The sequence below is a fragment of the Actinocorallia populi genome, from assembly GCF_002995495.1.
In the GTDB taxonomy this organism is placed as follows: Bacteria; Actinomycetota; Actinomycetes; order Streptosporangiales; family Streptosporangiaceae; genus Actinocorallia; species Actinocorallia populi.
In genome coordinates, this window is record NZ_PVZV01000008.1 from 261,727 (window position 1) to 281,925 (window position 20,199).

Genomic DNA, 20,199 nt, shown 5'->3' on the forward strand with positions numbered 1-20,199 from the left:
AGCTCCGGGCCGGGGCAGGGGCGGCGCCCCCGCCCCGGCGGGGGCTCACGGGGTGAGGGTCTCGAGCTTGGCCTGCAGGTCGGTCAGCGCCTGCTCGGTCGTGGTCTCACCGGTGAGGGCGCCGTAGGCGGCCTCCTGGACGGCGGTGGTGACGTCGCCGTACTTGACGGCCTTCGGACGGCCCTTGGCGTTCTCGATGGCCGTCTTCAGCGCGGGCATGTACGGGAACTTCTTCACGATGTCGGGGTCTTCGTAAAGCGCGGCGACGGAAGGCGCCTTGCCGATGACCAAAGCGTTGGCCTTCTGCACCTCGGCGCTGGACATGTACTTGAGGAAGTCCAGCGCGGTGGCCTTGTTTTTGGCGAAGGCCGAGATGGCGAAGTTGTGGCCGCCCAGCGTGGACACGCCCGGTCCGCTGGAACCGGGCAGCGGCGCCACGTCGAACCTGCCGACGACCTTGGACGCCTTCGGGTCGGTGGCCGAGGCGTACTGGTAGGGCCACTGGCGGTGGAAGATCAGCTTGCCGCCGATGAAGTCGGCGCGGCCGAGCTCCTCGGTGTAGGTGATGGCCTTCTTGTCGATGTGGCCGTCCTTGAAGGCGTTGACCAGCACGTCCAGGCCGGCCTTGGCCTCGGGGGTGTTCACGGCCGGCTTGCCGGACTCGTCCACGACCGAGCCGCCGGCGCCGTGGATGGCCTCGGAGGCGTTGACGGTCAGGCCCTCGTACTTGTCGAACTGGCCGGCGTAGCAGTCGAGGTCCTTCGCCTCGGAGACCTTGTCCCTGATGGTGTCGCAGGCGGCGAACAGCTCGCTCCAGGTGGTGGGCGCCTTCTCGATGCCCGCCTTCTCCAGCAGGTCCTTGCGGTAGTACAGCAGGCCCGCGTCGGAGTCCATCGGCAGCGCGTACAGCTTGTCCATGTACCGGCCGGTGTCGACGGTGGGCTTCAGCAGCTTGTCGAGGCCGAGGCCGGCCTCGGGCAGCTCCTCCACCCAGCGGTTGGCGGCGAACTCGGCGGTCCAGACGACGTCGAGGTTGAGGACGGTGTAGGCGTCCGACTTCGTCTGGGCGTTCTGGATCATCTGCTGGCGCTGCTCGTCCGCCTTGTCGGAGAGCTCGATGAGCCGCACCGGCTCCTGCGGGTGCGCGGCGTTCCAGTCGTCTATCTGCTTCTGCAGGTTGCCGGAGGTGTCCTTGCCGCTGACGAAGGTGATCTCACCCCGTCCCTCGAGCGTGGCCGCCTTCTCGGTGTCCTTGCCGCCGTCACTGCCTCCACCGCAGGCGGTGAGCACGAGCGCGAGACCGACGGCCGCGCCGGTCAAGGGGATGCGCCGCATGGTGCTTTCCTCCAGATCGATCAGGGGGTGCCGTCCGGGGGGTGTCCGGACGGTGGCCCGGACGCTAGCAACGTCTTGCAAGTATGTAAATGGTTTGCAGCAACTTGCAGAAAGATTTGTGACACTGCTGTGATGAGGGCAGGGCGAGGCAGGCAGGCGAGGGGAGAAGGCCGGGCGGACGCGCCGGTAAGCCTTGCAAGAGCTGCAAGAAAAGTTGCAAGAAGCTCGTCGGAGCCGGTCAGAGCACCGGGGTGGAGTCCTGGGAGCTGTGCGCGGCGCGCAGGGCGGCGTCGACGGCGCCGGGGGAGAGGATGTGGTCGAGGATCATGGTGGCGCAGCCGAGGAGGCCCGCGTCGTCGCCGAGGAGGCTGGGCTCGATGCGCAGCCTGCGGGTGGCCACGGCCGCGGCCTTCTGGTAGACGGTCTCGCGCACGCCCGCGATGAGGTTCTTGCCCGCCAGGTCGCCGCCGAGGACGACCAGGGCCGGGTTCAGCACGTTGATGGAGGCGGCGACGACCTCGCCGATCCGGCGGCCCGCGTCGCGCAGCACGGCCACCGCCTCCAGGTCGCCCGCACGGGCCAGGGCCGCCAGTTCCGGCAGGTTCGCGGCACGGCCGCCCAGCTGGGCCAGCAGCGCGGCGCCGCCCGCGACGGTCTCGACGCAGCCCACGGTCCCGCAGCCGCACAGCAGCCCGTCCGGGACGGAGATGTGCCCGATCTCCCCGGCCGAGCCGTAGGCGCCCCGCTGCAGGCGCCCGCCGGAGACGATGCCGGCTCCTATGCCGGTGGAGGCCTTGACGAACAGGAGGTCGTCCACGTCGTGGCGGAGCCGGTGCTCGCCCAGCGCCATGACGTTGACGTCGTTGTCGATGCACACCGGAACCGGGTAGCGCTCGGCGACCGCGGCGACGACCGGCTCGTGCTCGGCCGACGCGCCGGGCACGGCGATGCCCACCCCGCGCACCGGGCCCTGCTCCAGGGCGCCCCACAGGTCGAGGACGGCGCCGATGCCCGCCTCGGGGCCGCCGTCCACGTCGACCGGCCCCTGGCTCAGGATCGTGCCCGCCAGGTCGCAGACGGCCAGGTGGCCGTGGGTGTGGCCGAGGGAGGCGACCAGGACGGTGCCGCCCGCGCCGTTGAACTCCAGCCGCGCCGCGGGCCGCCCGCCGCTGGACACGCCCGGGCTCTCGGTCACCAGACCGGCGTCCAGCAGCTCGTTCACCCGCTGCCCGATCACGGGCCGGGACAGGCCGGTGACGCGGGCCAGCTCCGCGCGGGTGTGGAGCCCCTCCTCCCGGATGAGGCGCAGGATCTCCCCGGTGGTGGCGGCAACTCCGGTCACTCTCGGCATTCTTCAAGTGAACCATGTCGGAGAGGCTTGTTCCGCGTGACTTTTGTAATTTTTCCTACTTAAGTCCGCTGTGATCTCTTGCTAAGGTAGGCCTCCGGTTCTTCTATCTGCCCCGGGAGACTTTCAATGGCAGCCGTGCACCCGGTCGTCGCCCGCGTCACCGAGCGGATCGCCGCGCGCAGCGCCGGCGGGCGCGCCGCGTACCTCGCCCGCGTGGCCGAGGCCAGGTCCGAGGGGCCCGCGCGCGGAGCGCTCGGCTGCGGCAACCTCGCCCACGGCTTCGCCGCCTGCGGCCCGGAGGAGAAGGCGGCGCTGCGCGGGAACGCCCGGCCGAACATCGCGATCGTCACCTCCTACAACGACATGCTCTCGGCGCACCAGCCGTTCCGGACCTACCCCGAGCGGCTGAAGAAGGCGATCCTGCTGGCGGGCGGCGTCGCCCAGGTGGCGGGCGGAGTCCCGGCCATGTGCGACGGCATCACCCAGGGCCGCGCCGGCATGGACCTGTCGCTGTTCAGCCGGGACGTGGTGGCCATGTCCACCGCGATCGCGCTGGCCCACGACATGTTCGACGGCGCCCTCATGCTCGGCGTCTGCGACAAGATCGTGCCCGGCCTCGTCATCGGGGCGCTGGCGTTCGGGCAGCTCCCCACGGTGCTGGTGCCCGCGGGGCCGATGCGCTCGGGCCTGCCCAACGCCGAGAAGAGCCGCATCCGCAAGCTGCACGCCATCGGCGAGGTCGGCCGCGACGAGCTGCTGGACGCCGAGGCGAAGTCCTACCACTCGCCCGGCACCTGCACCTTCTACGGCACCGCCAACAGCAACCAGATGCTGATGGAGGTCATGGGCCTGCACCTGCCCGGCGCCAGCTTCGTGGCGCCGGACACGAAGCTGCGCGAGGCGCTCACCGACGAGGCGGGCCGCCGCGTCGTGCAGGGCGCGCCGCCGATCGCCGAGGTCCTGGACGAGAAGGCCTTCGTCAACGGCGTGGTGGCCCTGCTGGCCACCGGCGGCTCCACCAACCACACGCTGCACCTGCCCGCGATGGCCGCCGCCGCCGGCATCGAGCTGACCTGGGACGACTTCGCCGAGCTGTCGTCGGTCACCCCGCTGCTCACCCGGATCTACCCCAACGGCGCCGCCGACGTGAACCACTTCCACGCCGCGGGCGGCACCGGTTTCCTCATCGGCGAGCTGCTGGAGGCCGGGCTGCTGCACGAGGACGTCAGAACGGTCACCGGCGAGGGCCTGGACGCCTACACCACGGTGCCCGTCCTCGCCGAGACCGAGGGCCTGCTGTGGAAGCCCGCCCGCGAGACCTCCGGCGACGAGGACGTGCTGCGCCCCGCCGGGAACCCGTTCTCCGCCGACGGCGGCCTGCGCATGCTCGAGGGCAACCTCGGCCGCGGCGTCGTCAAGATCTCGGCGGTCCTGCCCGAGCACCGGGTGATCGAGGCGCCCGCCCGGGTCTTCGCCACCCAGGAGCAGGTCTTCGCCGCCTTCGAGGCCGGCGAGCTCGACCGCGACGTGGTGGTCGTGCTGCGCTACCAGGGCCCGCAGGCCACCGGCATGCCGGAGCTGCACAAGCTGACCCCGCCGCTGTCGGTGCTGCAGGACCGCGGCTTCAAGGTCGCGCTGGTCACCGACGGGCGGCTGTCCGGGGCGTCCGGCACGGTCCCCGCCGCCATCCACCTGACGCCCGAGGCCGCCTCGGGCGGCCCGCTGGCCCGCATCCAGGACGGCGACGTCGTGCGCTTCGACGCCGACTCCGGCAAGCTCGAAGCGCTCGCCGACCTCGCCGCCCGCCCCGGCACGGGCGCGGCTCCCTCCCGCCAGGAGTGGAGCGGCACCGGCCGCGACCTCTTCGCCGCCTTCCGCGCCTCGGTGGGCCCGGCGGAACGAGGCGCCTCGGTCTTCTAGCCCCCGTCGTCACCAGACGACGACTGCAGACTTCTCGAACGGCGCCGCTCCGGCGGCGCCCCGAGACGAGACTTCCCCGCGGGTCCGGCGACGGCGGAGGGGCCGGACCCGGCCCGTGGGGAATCGACTTCCCGCGGAGCCGTGGCCGGAGGAGGGGCCGCGCCCGGCTCCGCGGGAGACCGTTCTCCCGTGGTTCCAGGCCGGCGGAGGGGCCGAGCCTGGAACCACGGGGACTGTTCTCCCGCGGCCCGATGACGGCGGAGGGGCCGAAACCGGTCCGCGGGGAATCGACTTCCCGCGTTGCCGGGTCGGCGGAAGGCCGTGCCCGGTTCCGCGGGGGATTGTTTTCCTGCGGGCCCGGTGACGGCGGAGGGGCCGGAGCCGGTCCGCGGGGATGTTTTCCGTGGTACCGGGGCGGCGGGGGCCGTGCCCGGTCCGCGGGGATGTTTCCCGTGGTGTCGGGGCGGCGGAGGGGCCGCGCCGGTTCCACGGGGACTGTTCTCCCGCGGGGTCGTGGCCGGAGGAGGGGCCGCGCCCGGCTTCGCGGGAACCGCCTCCTCGCGGAGGCCGGCCGTGGCGGAGGGGCCGCGGCCGGCCTGCGCGGGGGACCGCCGTGCGACCCGAGGAATGGAACATGCGGACCCTGGACCTGATGAAGCTCGCCCCCGTGGTGCCGGTCGTGGTGCTCGACGACGCCGCCAAGGCGGTACCGCTGGCCCGGGCGCTGGTCGCCGGCGGCCTGCCGGTGATCGAGGTGACCCTGCGCACCGAGGCGGCCCTGGAGGGCATCCGCCGGATCGCCGCCGAGGTGCCCGGCGCCGTGGTGGGCGCCGGCACCGTCGTGGCCCCCGGCCAGGTCGAGCAGGCCGCCGAGGCGGGCTCCCGCTTCCTGGTCAGCCCCGGCTGCACCGACACCCTGCGCGCCGCGATGACCGGCAGCGGCCTGCCGTTCCTGCCCGGCGTCTCCACCGCGTCGGAGGCCATGGCCCTGCTGGAGCACGGCATCACCGAACTGAAGTTCTTCCCCGCCAAGCCCGCGGGCGGAGCCCCCTACCTGAGGTCCCTCGCCGGGCCGCTGCCCGGCCTGTCCTTCTGCCCCACCGGCGGCATCACCCTGCAGACGGCGCCCGACTTCCTGGCGCTGCCCAACGTGCCCTGCGTGGGCGGCACCTGGCTCACCCCCGCCGACGCCGTCGCCTCGGGCGACTGGGCGCGGATCGAGAAGCTCGCGGCCGAGGCCGCCGCCCTGGGCGGCCCCGTGGCGGCCTGAGCCGCCCTAACGCGACCAGATGCGGCGCAGGTGGCGGAAGAAGAGGCCGAACAGCAGGGCCAGGAACAGGATGCGGACCAGGGCGTAGACGACCGGGAAGCCGGTGACCACCGCGATCGCGAGGAGGACCGCGCCCAGGAGCAGGCCCGTCATCAGGAAGCGCGAGCCCCGGTGGCGGGGGCGGGGGTGCCCGCCGCGGGGCTCCGGGGCGGTGCGCCAGGGCCGCGGGCCGGGGAGGTCGTGGACGATCTCCGTCAGGTCGGCCTCGGTCCGGGCGGCCAGGGCGCGGTCCAGGCGCTCCTCGAGTTCGGCGCCGTCGAGGCGGCCCTCGGCGTAGTGGCGCTGGAGCGCCTCGGTCACGGCGGTGCGCTCGGCGTCGCCGATCCGCAGGTCCGGGCGGTCGTCGTTCACGGCGAGCCGGCCCAGCCGGGCGGCGGCGATCCGCTGGTAGGCGGGGTGGTGGTGCCGGTGCATGGTCACTCCTCGTCCTCGTCCTCGGGGGCGGCGTCGTCGTCGGCGAGGATGCCGTACAGGCGCCGCCGGGTCTGGCCGATGAGGCGCCTCGCCTCGGCGACCTGGGCGGGTGTGCCCGCCTGCACCACCTGGACCAGCGCGGTGCCCAGCTGAGCCGCCTCCTTGAAGACCGCGCCGAGGTCGCCGGGCCACTCCTCGGTGGAGGGCTGCTCGTCCCAGGGGGCGCGGGGCGGGTTGGCGGCCACGTGCTCGCGGCCCTCGTCGGTCAGGGAGAAGGTCTTGCGCCCTTCGGACTCCCCGCCGCGGATGAGGCCCTCGTCGGCCAGCTGCTGGAGGGCGGGGTAGACCGCGCCGGGGCTGGGCTTCCAGGTGCCGCCGCTGCGCTCCTCGACCTCCTGGATGATCTGGTAGCCGTTGTGCGGGCCCTCGCCGAGCAGCAGGAGGATCGCCGCGCGCACCCCGCCGCGCCTGGCCTTGCGGGGAGGCGGCGGGCCGAAGGGGAAGCCGCCGCCGGGCGGGCCCCAGGGGCCGCCCCTGCCGCGCCTTTCGCTCCATCCGAAGAGGAACTCGGGGCCGGGGCCGTGCCGCCCGCCGTGCCGTCCGTGCATGGGTGCCTCCGATCACTCACCGTACCGTAAAGATATATCGATAACGCGGGGCCGGGAACCGGGGTTCCCGGCCCCGCGCCGGAGTGTCACTTCGCTTCGGGCGCGTCGGCGGTCCGGCCGCCGGCGAGGAGCCCGTGCAGGGCGCGCCGGGCCTCGTCGACCAGGCGGCGGGCCTCGGCGACCAGCTCGGGGGAGCCGTCCCTGACCACCTGGACCAGCGCGGCCTGGAGCCGTGCCGCGTCCCGGAAGGCCGCGGCCAGCTCGCCCGCGCCGGGGAAGGGCTCTGCCCACGGCTCGGCGGGCGGCGCGGCGGCCACGTGCTCGCGGCCCTCGTCGGTCAGGGTGAAGACCCTGCGCCCGTCGATCTCCTCGCCGCGGACCAGGCCCTCGTCGGCCAGCTGCTGCAGGGTGGGGTAGACCGCGCCGGGCCGGGGGCTCCAGAGCCCGCCGCTGCGCCGTTCGGCCTCCTGGATGATCTGGTGCCCGTTGCGCGGCTCCTCGCCGAGCAGCAGGAGGATCGCCGCGCGCACCGCGCCGCGCCCGTTCCTGCGGCCGCGCCCGGAGGGGCCGCCGCGGCGGGCGCCCCGCCCCTCGAAGGGGAACCCGCCGAAGGGCTGTTCCGGGTCGAGCAGCCCGAAGGGGCGGCGTCCCCCGTGTCGTCGTCCGTACATGGTGTTGCTCCGATCAGTCTTTTTCGTTCTTGACACTACTAACGATATATCGAGAACGTTCGAGAGGCAAGCAACGATGTCCGTATCCCCCCTGTGTGGGGGTGGCTGACCTACCCATGGGTAACTTGATATCAAGACAAATCCTGGATACCTTGACGTCAAGAGAAATCCGGCCGAAGTTAGGCTTACCTGCGTTCTGAGTACGATCGGGACTACGGCAGGATTCTCAGGGGAGAACGCCACCGCGCCCACCGCGCCGGACCGTCCAGGCCAGGCAGCGGGGCGGGAGAAGTTCCACCAGCGCCCAGGCAGACGTCCGGTGTGCCGCCCGCCGGCACGCCGTGGAGGAGGAGGACGGGAAGTGTCCGCGAACAGCTTCGGCAGCAAGAGTGAGCTGCGGGTAGGCGAGAAGACCTACGAGATTTACCGGCTGGACGCCGTCGAGGGCTCGGCCCGCCTCCCGTACAGCCTGAAGGTTCTCCTGGAGAACCTGCTGCGCACCGAGGACGGCGCCAACATCACGGCCGACCACATCCGGGCCCTGGGGAACTGGGACCCGAACGCCCAGCCCGACACCGAGATCCAGTTCACGCCCGCCCGCGTGATCATGCAGGACTTCACCGGCGTGCCCTGCGTGGTCGACCTGGCCACCATGCGCGAGGCCGTGCGCGACCTGGGCGGCGACCCGTCCAAGATCAACCCGCTCGCCCCGGCCGAGATGGTCATCGACCACTCCGTCATCGTCGACAACTACGCCTCGCCGCGGGCGTTCGGCCTGAACGTCGCCGTCGAGTACGAGCGCAACCAGGAGCGCTACCAGTTCCTGCGCTGGGGCCAGACCGCCTTCGACGAGTTCAAGGTCGTCCCGCCGGGCACCGGCATCGTGCACCAGGTGAACATCGAGCACCTGGCCCGCGTCGTCTTCGACCGGGGCGGCGTCGCCTACCCCGACACCTGCGTGGGCACCGACTCCCACACCACGATGGAGAACGGCATCGGCGTCCTGGGCTGGGGCGTCGGCGGCATCGAGGCCGAGGCCGCGATGCTCGGCCAGCCGATCTCCATGCTGATCCCGCGTGTCGTGGGCTTCAAGCTGACCGGCGAGCTGCCGTCCGGCACCACCGCCACCGACCTGGTGCTGACCATCACCGAGATGCTGCGCAAGCACGGCGTGGTCGGCAAGTTCGTGGAGTTCTACGGCGCGGGCGTCGCCGCCCTGCCGCTGGCCAACCGCGCCACCATCGGCAACATGAGCCCCGAGTTCGGCTCCACCTGCGCGATCTTCCCGATCGACGGCGAGACCACCAAGTACCTGCGCCTGACCGGCCGCTCCGACGAGCAGATCGCGCTCGTGGAGGCCTACGCCAAGGAACAGGGCATGTGGCTGGACCCCGACGCCCAGCCCGAGTTCTCCGAGCACCTCGAGCTCGACCTGGCCACCGTCGTGCCGTCCATCGCCGGGCCCAAGCGCCCGCAGGACCGCATCGAGGTCTCCAAGGCCAAGGAGACCTGGCGCCGCGACGTGCAGAACTACGTCAAGGACGCCGAGGACGAGGCCGGCGTGGAGTCCTTCCCCGCCTCCGACTCCCCGGCGGTCGGCACCGCCGCCGCGGGCGAGAGCAACGACGACCGCCCGCACCGGAAGGTCCCGGTCACCCTGGCCGACGGCACCTCCTTCGAGCTCGACCACGGCATGGTGGCGGTCGCGGCGATCACCTCCTGCACCAACACCTCCAACCCGTACGTCATGGTCGGCGCGGGCCTGCTCGCCAAGAAGGCGGTGGAGAAGGGCCTCACCCGCAAGCCGTGGGTGAAGACCTCCCTGGCGCCCGGCTCCCAGGTCGTCACCGGCTACTACGAGCGCGCGGGCCTCACCCCGTACCTCGACAAGATCGGCTACAACCTGGTCGGCTACGGCTGCACCACCTGCATCGGCAACACCGGCCCGCTGGAGCCGGAGATCTCCAAGGCCGTCAACGACAACGACCTCGCGGTCACCGCGGTCCTGTCCGGCAACCGCAACTTCGAGGGCCGCATCAGCCCCGACGTGAAGATGAACTACCTGGCCTCGCCGCCGCTGGTCATCGCCTACGCGCTCGCGGGCACGATGGACATCGACATCCTCAACGACCCGATCGGCGAGGGCACCGACGGGCCGGTCTACCTCCGCGACATCTGGCCCAGCCCCGAGGAGGTCGCCGAGGTCGTCGAGAGCTCGATCTCCCAGGACCTGTTCGTCAAGGACTACGCCGACGTCTTCGCCGGCGACGAGCGCTGGCAGGGCCTGAACATCCCGACCGGCGACACCTTCGAGTGGGACGAGGCCTCCACCTACGTCCGCAAGGCCCCGTACTTCGACGGCATGCCGGAGCAGCCCGCCCCGGTCTCCGACATCCACGGCGCGCGCGTGCTGGCCAAGCTGGGCGACTCGGTCACCACCGACCACATCTCCCCGGCCGGCAACATCAAGGTCGGCACCCCGGCGGCCCAGTACCTGGAGGCCAACGGCGTCGCGGTCAAGGACTTCAACTCCTACGGCTCGCGCCGCGGCAACCACGAGGTCATGATCCGCGGCACCTTCGCCAACATCCGGCTGCGCAACCAGCTGCTGGACGGCGTCGAGGGCGGCTACACCCGCGACTTCACGCTCGAGGGCGCCCCGCAGTCGTTCATCTACGACGCCTCGGCCAACTACCAGGCCGCCGGCGTCCCGCTGGTCGTCCTGGCGGGCAAGGAGTACGGTTCGGGCTCCTCCCGCGACTGGGCGGCCAAGGGCACCGCGCTGCTGGGCGTGAAGGCCGTCATCGCCGAGTCCTACGAGCGCATCCACCGCTCGAACCTCATCGGCATGGGCGTCATCCCGCTGCAGTTCCCCGAGGGCCAGAGCGCCGACTCGCTCGGCCTGACCGGGACCGAGACGTTCGAGATCATCGGGATCGAGAAGCTCAACGAGGGCGGCACGCCCAAGACCGTGACGGTCAAGGCCGACGGTAAGGAGTTCGAGGCGGTCGTGCGCATCGACACCCCGGGCGAGGCCGACTACTACCGCCACGGCGGCATCATGCAGTACGTGCTGCGCAGCCTGATCGCCCGCTAGGGGCGCTGGGCGGACCCGTCCGCCAGGAGACCGCCGTCCGGCTCGCCGGACGGCGGTTTCTCGCTCTCTGGGGGGTGGAAAAAGTAGGATTCTGTGTCAGGATTCTCCGACGAGGCCCCATCTCTCGCCGGGTGGAATCCGCGGTTCTCCTGCCGCCGGGCCTCGGTCGACGGGGGCGAGCCCGCCTACCCCGGCTCCGGCCGGTCTCTTCGTTCGGTGCGGGGTCGTGTCAAGTCCGAGAGTCAGGCGGATCCCGGAGAGGAAGCGCATGCAGGCGATCAGCGTGCGGCAGCCGTATGCCTGGGCCGTCGCCCGAGGGCACCGGCGGCTGTCCAACCAGCCGGAACCGACGTCCTACCGTGGAACGCTCCTGATCCACGCGGCCATGCGGGTGGACCTCGACTCCTGCGGGCTGCCCAGGGTGCGCGCGGCGGGCTGGGACCCGTCCGACCCGCTGGCCACCCTGGGCGCGGCCATCGCCGTCGCCGAGCTCACCGACGTGTGCGACGGCGGCTCCGCCTGCGCGTGCGGGGAGTGGGCCAAGCCGGGGGAGTGCCACTGGCGGCTGGAGGGCGTGCGGCCCCTGCGCCGCCCCATCGTGGCGCTGGGGCGCCAGGGCGGGCTGTGGACCGTCCAGCCCTCCCTGGCCGCGGAGGTGAAGGCGATGCTGCTGGAGCCGCCCTCTCACCGGGAGCGCGTGCTCACCACCTGATGGCCGGCGGCAGCAGGCCCTCGTCGGCCTGCCGCCACTGCTGGGGCGGGCCCAGCTTCACCAGCTGCTCCATCTGCTCGACGAACCAGGGCGAGGCGTCGGGGTCGTGGACCAGGGCCTGCACGCCCGCCCAGTCCCGCCACTCGAACGCCTCGACCTCCGCGGGGTCGCGCACCGGCTCGGTGTCCACCAGGGCGCGCACCACCGGGCACCACTCGTGCTCGACCACCCCGTTCATCTCGGCCCGGTAGACGAATCCGGGCAGGACCAGCGTGATGTCGCGCACCGTCAGGCCCAGCTCGCTGCGCACCCGGCGGGTGACGGCCTCGCGCAGGGTCTCCCCGGGCGCGGGGTGCCCGCAGGCGCTGTTGGTCCACACCGAGGGGAAGCTGGCCTTGCTGTGCGCCCGCTGGCTGATCAGCACCCGTCCGGAGGCGTTCACCAGATAGGACGAGAACGCCAGGTGAAATGGTGTGTTTTTGTGGTGACTCTCTGCTTTTGGCGCTGTTCCGGTGGGATGTCCCGCTTCGTCCAGCAACACTATCTTCTCGCCCATGTGAACTTTCTTCTCCTCGCTCCGCCAGTTCCGCCAACCCGCATTAAACTCTGGGCAACCATAAGCCGCAGGGGCCTGCTCCGGGAGCGTACAGAGCGTCGGAGGCCTCTACTTCAGAGGAGATGACCGCTTGAGCCTGCTTGAGTCGATCAAAGGCCCCGACGACCTGAAACGCCTCGACGTCGACAGCCTGCCCGCGCTGCACGCGGAGATCCGGGAATTCCTGGTCGAGGCCGTCTCCAAGACCGGCGGGCATCTGGGACCCAACCTCGGCGTCGTGGAGCTGACCGTGGCGCTGCACCGCGTGTTCGACTCCCCGAACGACCGTATCCTCTTCGACACAGGTCACCAGGCCTACGTGCACAAGATGCTCACCGGCCGCCAGGACTTCGGCGGCCTGCGCCAGAAGGGCGGCGTCTCGGGCTACCCCTGCCAGGCCGAGTCCGAGCACGACGTCATCGAGAACTCCCACGCCTCCACCGCGCTGTCCTACGCCGACGGCCTGGCCAAGGCGTTCCAGCTGCGCGGCGAGACCGACCGGTGCGCGGTCGCGGTCGTGGGCGACGGCGCCCTCACCGGAGGCATGTGCTGGGAGGCGCTGAACAACATCGCCGCGGGCAGGGACCGGCCGGTGATCATCGTGGTCAATGACAACGGGCGCTCCTACTCCCCGACGATCGGCGGCCTGGCCAGCCACCTGGCCGACCTGCGCGTCACCCAGGGCTACGAGAAGGCGCTCGACCTGGTGAAGAAGACCGTGCCCCGGGTGCCGGTCGCCGGCGAGCTCGCCTACGAGGCCCTGCACGGCCTCAAGAAGGGCCTCAAGGACATCCTGCAGCCGCAGGCCATGTTCGAGGACCTGGGCCTGAAGTACATCGGCCCCATCGACGGGCACGACGAGCAGGCGCTGGAGCACGCCCTGCGCAAGGCGCGCGAGTTCGGCGGCCCGGTGATCGTGCACGCGATCACCGTCAAGGGCCAGGGCTACGGCCCGGCGCTGGCCAACGTCGAGGACCACATGCACGGCGGCGGGGCGTTCGACCCCACGACCGGCAAGGGCAGGCCCGGCGGCGGCACCAGCTGGACCAAGGTCTTCTCCAACGAGATGCTCGAGATCGGCGCCGAGCGCCAGGACGTCGTGGGCATCACCGCAGCGATGCTGCACCCGGTGGGCCTGGCCGCCTTCGCCGAGGCCCACCCCGACCGCGTCTTCGACGTGGGCATCGCCGAGCAGCACGCCGCCACGTCGGCGGCCGGCCTGGCCCTGGGCGGCCTGCACCCGGTGGTGGCGATCTACGCGACCTTCCTCAACCGCGCCTTCGACCAGGTGCTCATGGACATCGCGCTGCACAAGCAGGGCGTGACCTTCGTGCTGGACCGCGCCGGGGTCACCGGCGACGACGGCGCCTCCCACAACGGCATGTGGGACCTGTCGATCCTGCAGCTGATCCCCGGCATGCACATCGGCGTGCCGCGCGACGGCGAGCGCCTGCGCTCCCTGCTGCGCGCCTGCCTGGACATCCCCGACGCCCCGTCGGCGATCCGCTTCCCCAAGGGCCCGGTCTGCGACGACATCCCCGCCGTCGGCAAGCTGGGCTCCATGGACGTGATCGTCCAGGGCGAGCGCGAGGACGTGCTGCTGGTGGCGGCGGGCTCGATGGTGCCCACCGCGGTGGACGTCGCCGAGCGCCTGGCCGGCGAGGGCATCGCGGTGACCGTGGTCGACCCGTTGTTCGTCAAGCCCCTGGACCCGGCGCTGGCCGAGGCGGCCGCGGGCCACCGGCTGGTGGCGGTGGTGGAGGACAACGGCCGCACCGGCGCGGTGGGCGACGCCGTGGCCCGCCTGCTGCGCGACGCCGAGGTCGACGTCCCGGTGCGCACGTTCGGCATCCCGCAGGAGTTCCTCGACCACGCCAAGCGGGCCCAGATCCTGGCCGAGATCGGCCTCACCCCGCAGGACCTCGCCAAGGAGATCACGGCCGCCCACACCAAGGTGACCCGGCGGGAGTCCACGCCCTCTCGCACAACCTGACACCGACCCGTTACGGTGTGTGTTGACGTTGACGCGCACCGTGGCGAGGAGTGTGGGTGGCAAGCCTGTTCCGTACCAAGTCGGTCGAGCGTTCCGTCAGGGAGACCGAGGAGTCGGGACACCGGCTCCGCAAGGACCTGTCGGCGCTCGACCTGGTCGTCTTCGGCGTCGGCGTCATCGTCGGCACCGGGATCTTCGTGCTGACCGGGCGGGTCGCCCGGGAGTACGCGGGCCCCGCCGTCGCGGTGTCGTTCGTGTGCGCCGGGGTCGTGTGCGCCCTGGCCGCCCTGTGCTACGCCGAGTTCGCCTCCACCGTCCCGGTGGCGGGCTCGGCCTACACCTTCTCCTACGCCACCATGGGCGAGTTCGTCGCCTGGATCATCGGCTGGGACCTCATCCTGGAGATGGCGCTGGGCTCGGCCGTGGTGGCCGTCGGCTGGTCGGGCTACTTCGCCTCCCTGCTGGCGGGCATCGGCCTCGAACTGCCGCCCTCGCTGGCCGGTGAGCACGCCCGCTTCAACATCCCGGCCGTGCTGGTGGTGCTGGCGGCGACAGCGGTGCTCACCGTCGGGATCAAGATCTCCTCCCGGATCAACGCGCTGATGGTCGCGGTGAAGCTGGCGGTGATCGCGCTGGTGGTGATCGCCGGGCTGTTCTTCGTGAAGGCCGCCAACTACAGCCCGTTCATCCCGCCCGCGCAGAGCACCGAGACGGTCGAAGGCGTGCGCGCCCCGCTGATCCAGGTGCTCTTCGGCGTCACGCCGGTCGCCTTCGGCTGGTTCGGCGTCTTCGGCGCGGTCGCGATCGTGTTCTTCGCCTACATCGGCTTCGACGTGGTGGCCACCACCGCGGAGGAGGCGCGCGACCCGCAGCGCGACCTGCCCATCGGCATCCTGGGCTCGCTGGTCCTGTGCACGCTGCTGTACGTGGCGGTCTCGCTGGTGGTGGTCGGCATGCAGCACTACACCGAGCTCAGCGAGGCGGCGCCGCTGGCGGACGCCTTCAAGTCCGTCGGCAAACCGGTCTTCGCCGGGATCATCAGCGTCGGCGCCATCTTCGGGCTGACCACGGTGGTGCTCATCCTGCTGCTCGGGCAGAGCCGGGTGTTCTTCGCGATGAGCCGGGACGGCCTGCTGCCGCAGTGGCTGGCCAAGGTGCACCCCAGGTACGGCACGCCCGCCCGTTCGACGATGCTCATGGGCGCGGTCGTCGCCGTCCTGGCGGGTCTGATCCCCCTGTCGGCGCTGGCCGAGCTGGTGAACATCGGCACGCTCTTCGCCTTCGTGCTGGTCTCCGTCGGCGTGCTGGTGCTGCGCCGCACCCGCCCCGACCTGCACCGGGCGTTCCGCACGCCGCTCGTCCCGCTGGTCCCGGTGCTGTCGGTCCTGGGCAGCCTGTTCGTGATGGTCAACCTTCCGGTCGAGACTTGGATTCGGTTCTTCGTATGGATGCTCCTCGGCGCGGCGATCTACCTGGCCTACGGCCGCCGGCACAGCAGGCTCGCGGTGGAATCCGAAAAGAGCTCCCGATCCGTGATCTAGCTCACGGTGGTCTGCGACAGGTGGTTGCAGGCACAATGCCCAGTGTGACGGACTTTAAAGTCGCCGTGATCGGTGCCGGCCCCGCCGGACTGTACACGGCCGAAGCCCTGGTCAAGAACGGGGTGGAGGTCGACGTCTTCGACCGTCTGCCCACCCCCTACGGCCTCGTGCGCTACGGCGTGGCCCCCGACCACAAGTCGATCAAGGCGATCGCACGGTATCTCCAGCGGGTGCTGGAGTCGCCGGGCGTGCGCTTCTTCGGCGGAGTGGAGCTCGGCAGGGACATGAGCCGCGAGGATCTGCTCGCCTGTTACGACGCGGTGGTCTACAGCACCGGAGCGATGGTCGACCGAAAGCTGGGCGTTCCCGGGGAGGACCTCCCCGGTTCGATCGCCGCCACCGACTTCGTCAACTGGTACTGCGGCCATCCCGACGCCGCGGGGCACACCTTCGACCTGTCGGTCGAGGAGGCCGCGGTCATCGGGGTCGGCAACGTGGCGGTGGACGTGGTGCGCATCCTGGCCAAGACCACCGAGGAACTGCACGAGACCGACATCCCCGTCCACGTGATGGAGGCGTTGTCCCGGAGCCGGATCAAACGCGTGCACCTGATCGGCAGGCGCGGCCCCGCACAGGCGAAGTTCACCACCAAGGAGGCCAGGGAGCTCGGCGAGCTGCCCCACGCCTCGATCCACGTGCGCCCCGAGGACATGGAGCTGGACGCCCAGAGCGCGGCGCTGGCCGAGAGCGACCGGCACGTGCGCGGCAACGTCGCGGCGATGCGCGCCTGGACGGGCGAGCCCAAGCCCGCCGACCGCCGGATCGACCTGCGGTTCTGGCTGGCGCCCGCGGAGATCCTCGGCACCGACCGGGTGGAGGGCCTGCGCCTGGAGCGGACCGCGCTGGTGGACGGGCGGGTCGCCGGCACCGGCGAGTTCGAGACGCTGCCGGTGGGCATGGTCATCCGCTCGGTCGGCTACCGCAGCGTCCCGCTGCAGGGTGTGCCCTTCGACGAGCGCGCCTCGGTCATCCGCAACGTCGAGGGCAAGGTGGCCGAGGGCGAGTACACGGCGGGCTGGATCAAGCGCGGCCCGAGCGGCGTGGTGGGCACCAACAAGTCCGATGCCGCCGAGACCGTCCGGACGCTCCTGTCGGAACTGGGGTCCCGGCCGCGGCCCGCGGGGGACATGGAAGAGCTGTTGCGCTCCCGCGGTGTGGAAATCGTCACATATAGGCACTGGTTGGGTCTGGACGCGGCGGAGAAAGCTTTGGCAGAGTCTCTCTCACGCGGTGAAAGCGTCAAGCTGGGCACCTGGGAGGCCATGCGTTCCGCTTGCGTGATCCGCTGAGCGACCTTTGATTCGCAGGACCATCGGGGGCCATTGATCGTCAGTGGACCCCGATGGGGTCGGAAGCAGGGAAGTGGTGCCCGTGACCACCCTCGACGTACGGTTCCGTGACGTGACAGGCGGCCCCCAGCTGTACGGTTTCCCTCCGCCGGAGGTCCTTCCCCGGCTGCGCTGGCTGGGCGGTGGCTATTCGGCCATGCTCGCCCGCGACCTGGAGTCGGGGCTGCGGCGGCAGGATCCCGGCACCCGGCTGCGGGCGGTGCGCTGCGAGTCCGACCCGCTGGTCACGACGGCGGGCGTCGACCGCTCGGGCGTCCCGCGGGCCCAGGACGCGACGTTCGCCCTGGAGGTCCTGCTCGTCGACGGGACGGGCCTGTCCTGGCGGCTGCGCGGGCGCTGGACGTACGCGGGCAGGGACCTGGGCACCCCCCGGGCCGGTGTCACCCACCACTGGCGGGTCCTCGCGGTCGACCGCGTCTGACCTTCCGGCTCCGGCGGGCCCGCGCGATCCGGGGCCGCGGACCGGGTCATCCTTTGCCCGATGAGCGATCAATGGAGACTTGGGGTAAATGACGGCTGAGTAGCCTGAGGGAAACAGTGATCGCGAGAAATCGGGGGATTTCTGTGGATGCGTCGCAGCTCGCCGACCTGCATGAACCTCGGCCGTTCCCGGCCGTCTCGATCATCATGCCGACCCACCGCCTCCTGCCGGGACGCAGAGAGGACCAGGTGCGGCTGAAGGTGCTCCTGGACGAGGCCCGGCACCGGCTGCGCGAACTGGAGCTGGAACGGGGCGTCGCCGACGAACTCATGCGCAACCTGGAGAAGGCGGCCGAGCAGGTCGACTTCGACCACACCGCCGAGGCGGTGGTGCTGCTGGCCGCCCACGGCGGAGAGGCGCACTCCTTCGTCCTGCCGCGCGTCAGCGTCCGGGAGCGGGTCATCATCGACGACACGTTCGCCACCCGCGACCTCGTCGCGATGCTGGAGAACACCTGGAAGCACTGGGTGCTGTCGCTGGGCAAGCAGACCCGCCTGCTGGGCGGCGACGGCCAGCGCATCAGCGAGGTGAACAACGCGCTGTTCCCCATGTTCTACGACGAGGCGGTCCCCGTCCCCGACGAGCGGGGCAGGCCGGTCCCCCACGAGTTCCACATCGGGGACGAGCGGCGCATGCAGTTCCTGCGCCAGATCGAGACCAACCTCACCGAGGTCCTCAAGCGCGACCCGCGCCCCCTCGTGGTCATCGGGGTCCAGCGGCACCTCAGCGCCTTCCAGGAGGTCGTCCACAACGCCGTCGCCGACGCGGTCATCGGGACGGTCGAGGGCAACTTCGACACCGCGACGCCCGCGGAGGTCGCCTCCGCCGTCGAGCCCGTCCTGGAGGAGGAGCACCGCAGGGCCCAGCAGCGGGCCCTGGACGAGCTCGACGGGGCGCGCTCGGCGCGCAGGTTCGCCGGCGGCCTGGAGGAGTGCTGGGAGCTGGCGCCCCTCGGCCGCGTCGCCCACCTCATGGTGGAGGAGAGCCACTTCGTGCCGGCCCGCATCGTGGACGGCCGCCTGCAGCCGGACGACGGCATGGAGGGCGAGTACGTCAGCGACGCGGTGGACGACCTGGTGGAGGCGGTCCTGCGCGGGGACGGGAAGGTCACCTTCGTCCCGGACGGCTCGCTGGACGAGCACGGCCGCGTCGCGGCGGTCCTGCGCTACTGAGCGCGCCTCACCGGTGCAGCGCCGACTCCCAGGGGTTGGAGTCGCCGGACGACCAGGGCACGGCGAGCAGATCGAGCGAGGCGATCGGCCCGTAGGGCGCGGGCACGGTCGCCTCGACCTTGAACGGGGTGGTGCCGTGCGCCGGCAATCCCTCCACGAAGGTCATCTCACCGCTGACCAGCGCCCCCCTGTCGTCGCGGAACAGCGCGACCAGCGCCACCTCCTCGATGTGCAGGGGGTAGGGGTTGACGATCTCGCCGGTCACCTCGAACTCCTGCTCCCTGATCTCGAACTCGACCGCCTGGTAGGAGAAGGGCGGGAAGTCCTCGGGCCGGGACTCGGTGGGGTACCAGTCCGCGGGCTGCGGGGTGATCTCCAGGGTGTGCGGGCGGTTGCCGGTGATCTCCAGCGCGCTGGCCCAGCCGATGCGGGCGCCGGGCGGCAGCGCGGTCAGCACCTGCTCGTGCTGGCCCAGCAGCCGCCCCTGCTCGTCCCGCACGGTGATCTGGACGGTGGGGAACTCGCACCAGTAGAGCGTGTTGGGGTTCTCCAGCACCACGGCCCAGTGGATCCAGTGCTCGCCGGGCACCCACTCGCTGGCCTCGCCGGTCCAGCCGGTCTCGGCCACGACGAACTGCCGGAGCAGCGTGGGATCCGGTTCCGGCTCGGGCTCGGGGGCCGGCGCGGGGGCGGGTTCGCGCGGCGGGATCGGCACGGTGACCAGCGCCTGCGGTTCGGCGTCCGGCTGCGGCACCGCCTCCGCCCGGGTCGCCGGGCCGCCTCCGGCCGCGGGGGGCTGCGGGCCGCCCGGCCCGGGGGCGACCGGCGCGACCGGGACCCCGGGAAGGGCAGGGGCGGCGGGGGCCTGCGGCGGGGGCGCCTGGACGTGGGGCACGGGCTGCGGACCGGACGTCACGGTGGCCTGCGGGCCGGAGACGGCGGAGGACATCCGGGCGCGGGCCGGGTCCAGCCGCAGCTGGATCACCGCCCACCGGACGTGCTCCTCCTGGGGGCCGTTGATCTCCAGGGAGGGGGCGAGCCCGGCCGCCTCGATCAGCCGGAACTCGATGCCGTGCAGCTCCCAGACCTCCTGGAGGCTCTCCTGGCGGCCGCCGGTGACCAGGCCGAGGCCCTCCAGGATCTGCCAGGCCGCCTCGAAGTCCTGCACCAGCACCTCACGTGCCGCCTGGTCGCCCCGCATCAGCGCCAGCACATGGTGCTCGCCGTCCGAGCGCAGCCCGGCCCAGACCCCGCTCTGCGGTCCGGCGAGCGCGATCTTGCGGACGCGGTGCGGCGGCTGGTTGCACCGCGCGCCCAGGGCGTGCAGACGCTGCCGGACGGCATCGGGGTCGAGCTCGAAGTAGCGGATACCGAACCCCACGACTCCCCCAGACGACTTTCAGCGGGCTCCTATCGTGTCCTAACGGACATCTCTCATCAATAAGCCTCGCCGAGTCAGTGCTCTGACCTGCTCCGACCGGGGGGTGACCAGGGCGGACGCAAGAAAAGCGTCCCGTGCCGTGAGGCACGGGACGCCTTCCATCAGCCGGGCCGGTAACCCCCCAGTCCC

General features: G+C 71.6%; 16 protein-coding genes. 9 read left to right on the top strand and 7 right to left on the bottom strand.

Annotated elements, in window-relative coordinates; genetic code table 11:
* Nucleotides 1–45 precede the first annotated feature (45 nt).
* Both C2865_RS30555 and C2865_RS30560 read right to left on the bottom strand, forming a co-directional pair.
* A complete protein-coding gene (locus C2865_RS30555) occupies nt 46–1,335 on the bottom strand; it encodes an ABC transporter substrate-binding protein (RefSeq protein WP_106402074.1) in 1,290 nt (429 codons plus the stop codon).
* 238 nt (nt 1,336–1,573) lie between these two features.
* Entirely contained in the window at nt 1,574–2,686 is a 1,113-nt protein-coding gene (locus tag C2865_RS30560) for an ROK family transcriptional regulator (protein ID WP_106402075.1), read from the bottom strand.
* Between the two features lie 126 nt (nt 2,687–2,812).
* On the opposite strand from C2865_RS30560, the gene edd reads away from it, so the two are divergent.
* Nucleotides 2,813–4,606, top strand: a complete 1,794-nt coding sequence (gene edd, locus C2865_RS30565; protein ID WP_106402076.1) for a phosphogluconate dehydratase — start codon at nt 2,813–2,815, stop codon at nt 4,604–4,606.
* Nucleotides 4,607–5,240: 634 nt separating this feature from the next.
* A complete protein-coding gene (gene eda / locus C2865_RS30570; RefSeq protein WP_106402077.1) occupies nt 5,241–5,876 on the top strand; it encodes a bifunctional 4-hydroxy-2-oxoglutarate aldolase/2-dehydro-3-deoxy-phosphogluconate aldolase in 636 nt (211 codons plus the stop codon).
* 6 nt (nt 5,877–5,882) lie between these two features.
* Here the strand turns inward: eda and C2865_RS30575 are convergent, their stop codons facing one another.
* From C2865_RS30575 to C2865_RS30585, 3 genes are all read right to left on the bottom strand, one after another.
* Nucleotides 5,883–6,350, bottom strand: coding sequence for a DUF1707 SHOCT-like domain-containing protein (locus tag C2865_RS30575; RefSeq protein ID WP_106402078.1), 468 nt, complete (start codon nt 6,348–6,350; stop codon nt 5,883–5,885).
* A gap of 2 nt (nt 6,351–6,352) precedes the next feature.
* On the bottom strand, nt 6,353–6,958 hold the full coding sequence (locus C2865_RS30580) for a PadR family transcriptional regulator (protein WP_106402079.1): 606 nt from the start codon (nt 6,956–6,958) through the stop codon (nt 6,353–6,355).
* Between the two features lie 86 nt (nt 6,959–7,044).
* Nucleotides 7,045–7,629 (bottom strand): PadR family transcriptional regulator, encoded by a 585-nt coding sequence (locus C2865_RS30585; RefSeq protein ID WP_106402080.1) that lies wholly within the window; start codon nt 7,627–7,629, stop codon nt 7,045–7,047.
* 361 nt (nt 7,630–7,990) lie between these two features.
* On the opposite strand from C2865_RS30585, the gene acnA reads away from it, so the two are divergent.
* Nucleotides 7,991–10,726: an aconitate hydratase AcnA gene (acnA, locus tag C2865_RS30590; protein ID WP_106402081.1), complete on the top strand. Its 2,736-nt coding sequence runs from the start codon at nt 7,991–7,993 to the stop codon at nt 10,724–10,726.
* Between the two features lie 268 nt (nt 10,727–10,994).
* On the top strand, nt 10,995–11,438 hold the full coding sequence (locus C2865_RS30595) for an ASCH domain-containing protein (RefSeq protein WP_106402082.1): 444 nt from the start codon (nt 10,995–10,997) through the stop codon (nt 11,436–11,438).
* On the opposite strand, the gene idi is transcribed toward C2865_RS30595, so the two are convergent.
* Entirely contained in the window at nt 11,428–11,994 is a 567-nt protein-coding gene (gene idi / locus C2865_RS30600) for an isopentenyl-diphosphate Delta-isomerase (RefSeq protein ID WP_106402083.1), read from the bottom strand. The two genes, C2865_RS30595 and idi, sit on opposite strands and share 11 nt — an antisense overlap.
* Nucleotides 11,995–12,124: 130 nt before the next feature.
* Between idi and dxs the strand changes: the two genes are divergently transcribed.
* The 5 genes from dxs (at nt 12,125) to C2865_RS30625 (ending at nt 18,629) form a co-directional block, all read left to right on the top strand.
* Complete coding sequence (dxs, locus tag C2865_RS30605) at nt 12,125–14,026, top strand: 1-deoxy-D-xylulose-5-phosphate synthase (protein ID WP_106402084.1); 1,902 nt, start codon at nt 12,125–12,127, stop codon at nt 14,024–14,026.
* A gap of 56 nt (nt 14,027–14,082) precedes the next feature.
* Complete coding sequence (locus C2865_RS30610) at nt 14,083–15,567, top strand: amino acid permease (RefSeq protein WP_106402085.1); 1,485 nt, start codon at nt 14,083–14,085, stop codon at nt 15,565–15,567.
* Nucleotides 15,568–15,602: 35 nt separating this feature from the next.
* Nucleotides 15,603–16,916, top strand: a complete 1,314-nt coding sequence (locus C2865_RS30615; RefSeq protein WP_106402086.1) for an FAD-dependent oxidoreductase — start codon at nt 15,603–15,605, stop codon at nt 16,914–16,916.
* An 82-nt stretch (nt 16,917–16,998) separates the two neighbouring features.
* On the top strand, nt 16,999–17,397 hold the full coding sequence (locus C2865_RS30620) for a hypothetical protein (RefSeq protein WP_232835890.1): 399 nt from the start codon (nt 16,999–17,001) through the stop codon (nt 17,395–17,397).
* Between the two features lie 143 nt (nt 17,398–17,540).
* On the top strand, nt 17,541–18,629 hold the full coding sequence (locus tag C2865_RS30625; protein ID WP_106402087.1) for a baeRF3 domain-containing protein: 1,089 nt from the start codon (nt 17,541–17,543) through the stop codon (nt 18,627–18,629).
* A 7-nt stretch (nt 18,630–18,636) separates the two neighbouring features.
* Here C2865_RS30625 and C2865_RS30630 read toward each other — a convergent pair whose 3' ends face one another.
* Nucleotides 18,637–20,010: a hypothetical protein gene (locus C2865_RS30630; RefSeq protein ID WP_106402088.1), complete on the bottom strand. Its 1,374-nt coding sequence runs from the start codon at nt 20,008–20,010 to the stop codon at nt 18,637–18,639.
* Nucleotides 20,011–20,199 lie beyond the last annotated feature (189 nt).

Bases quoted from the DNA above. Each gene is read 5' to 3' on its own strand.
- C2865_RS30585 (WP_106402080.1), bottom strand. From the start codon at position 7,629: ATGTACGGACGACGACACGGGGGACGCCGCCCCTTCGGGCTGCTCGAC.
- C2865_RS30580 (WP_106402079.1), bottom strand. From the start codon at position 6,958: ATGCACGGACGGCACGGCGGGCGGCACGGCCCCGGCCCCGAGTTCCTC.
- C2865_RS30575 (WP_106402078.1), bottom strand. From the start codon at position 6,350: ATGCACCGGCACCACCACCCCGCCTACCAGCGGATCGCCGCCGCCCGG.
- C2865_RS30560 (WP_106402075.1), bottom strand. From the start codon at position 2,686: ATGCCGAGAGTGACCGGAGTTGCCGCCACCACCGGGGAGATCCTGCGC.
- edd (WP_106402076.1), top strand. From the start codon at position 2,813: ATGGCAGCCGTGCACCCGGTCGTCGCCCGCGTCACCGAGCGGATCGCC.
- idi (WP_106402083.1), bottom strand. From the start codon at position 11,994: ATGGGCGAGAAGATAGTGTTGCTGGACGAAGCGGGACATCCCACCGGA.
- eda (WP_106402077.1), top strand. From the start codon at position 5,241: ATGCGGACCCTGGACCTGATGAAGCTCGCCCCCGTGGTGCCGGTCGTG.
- C2865_RS30595 (WP_106402082.1), top strand. From the start codon at position 10,995: ATGCAGGCGATCAGCGTGCGGCAGCCGTATGCCTGGGCCGTCGCCCGA.
- C2865_RS30615 (WP_106402086.1), top strand. From the start codon at position 15,603: ATGCCCAGTGTGACGGACTTTAAAGTCGCCGTGATCGGTGCCGGCCCC.
- C2865_RS30555 (WP_106402074.1), bottom strand. From the start codon at position 1,335: ATGCGGCGCATCCCCTTGACCGGCGCGGCCGTCGGTCTCGCGCTCGTG.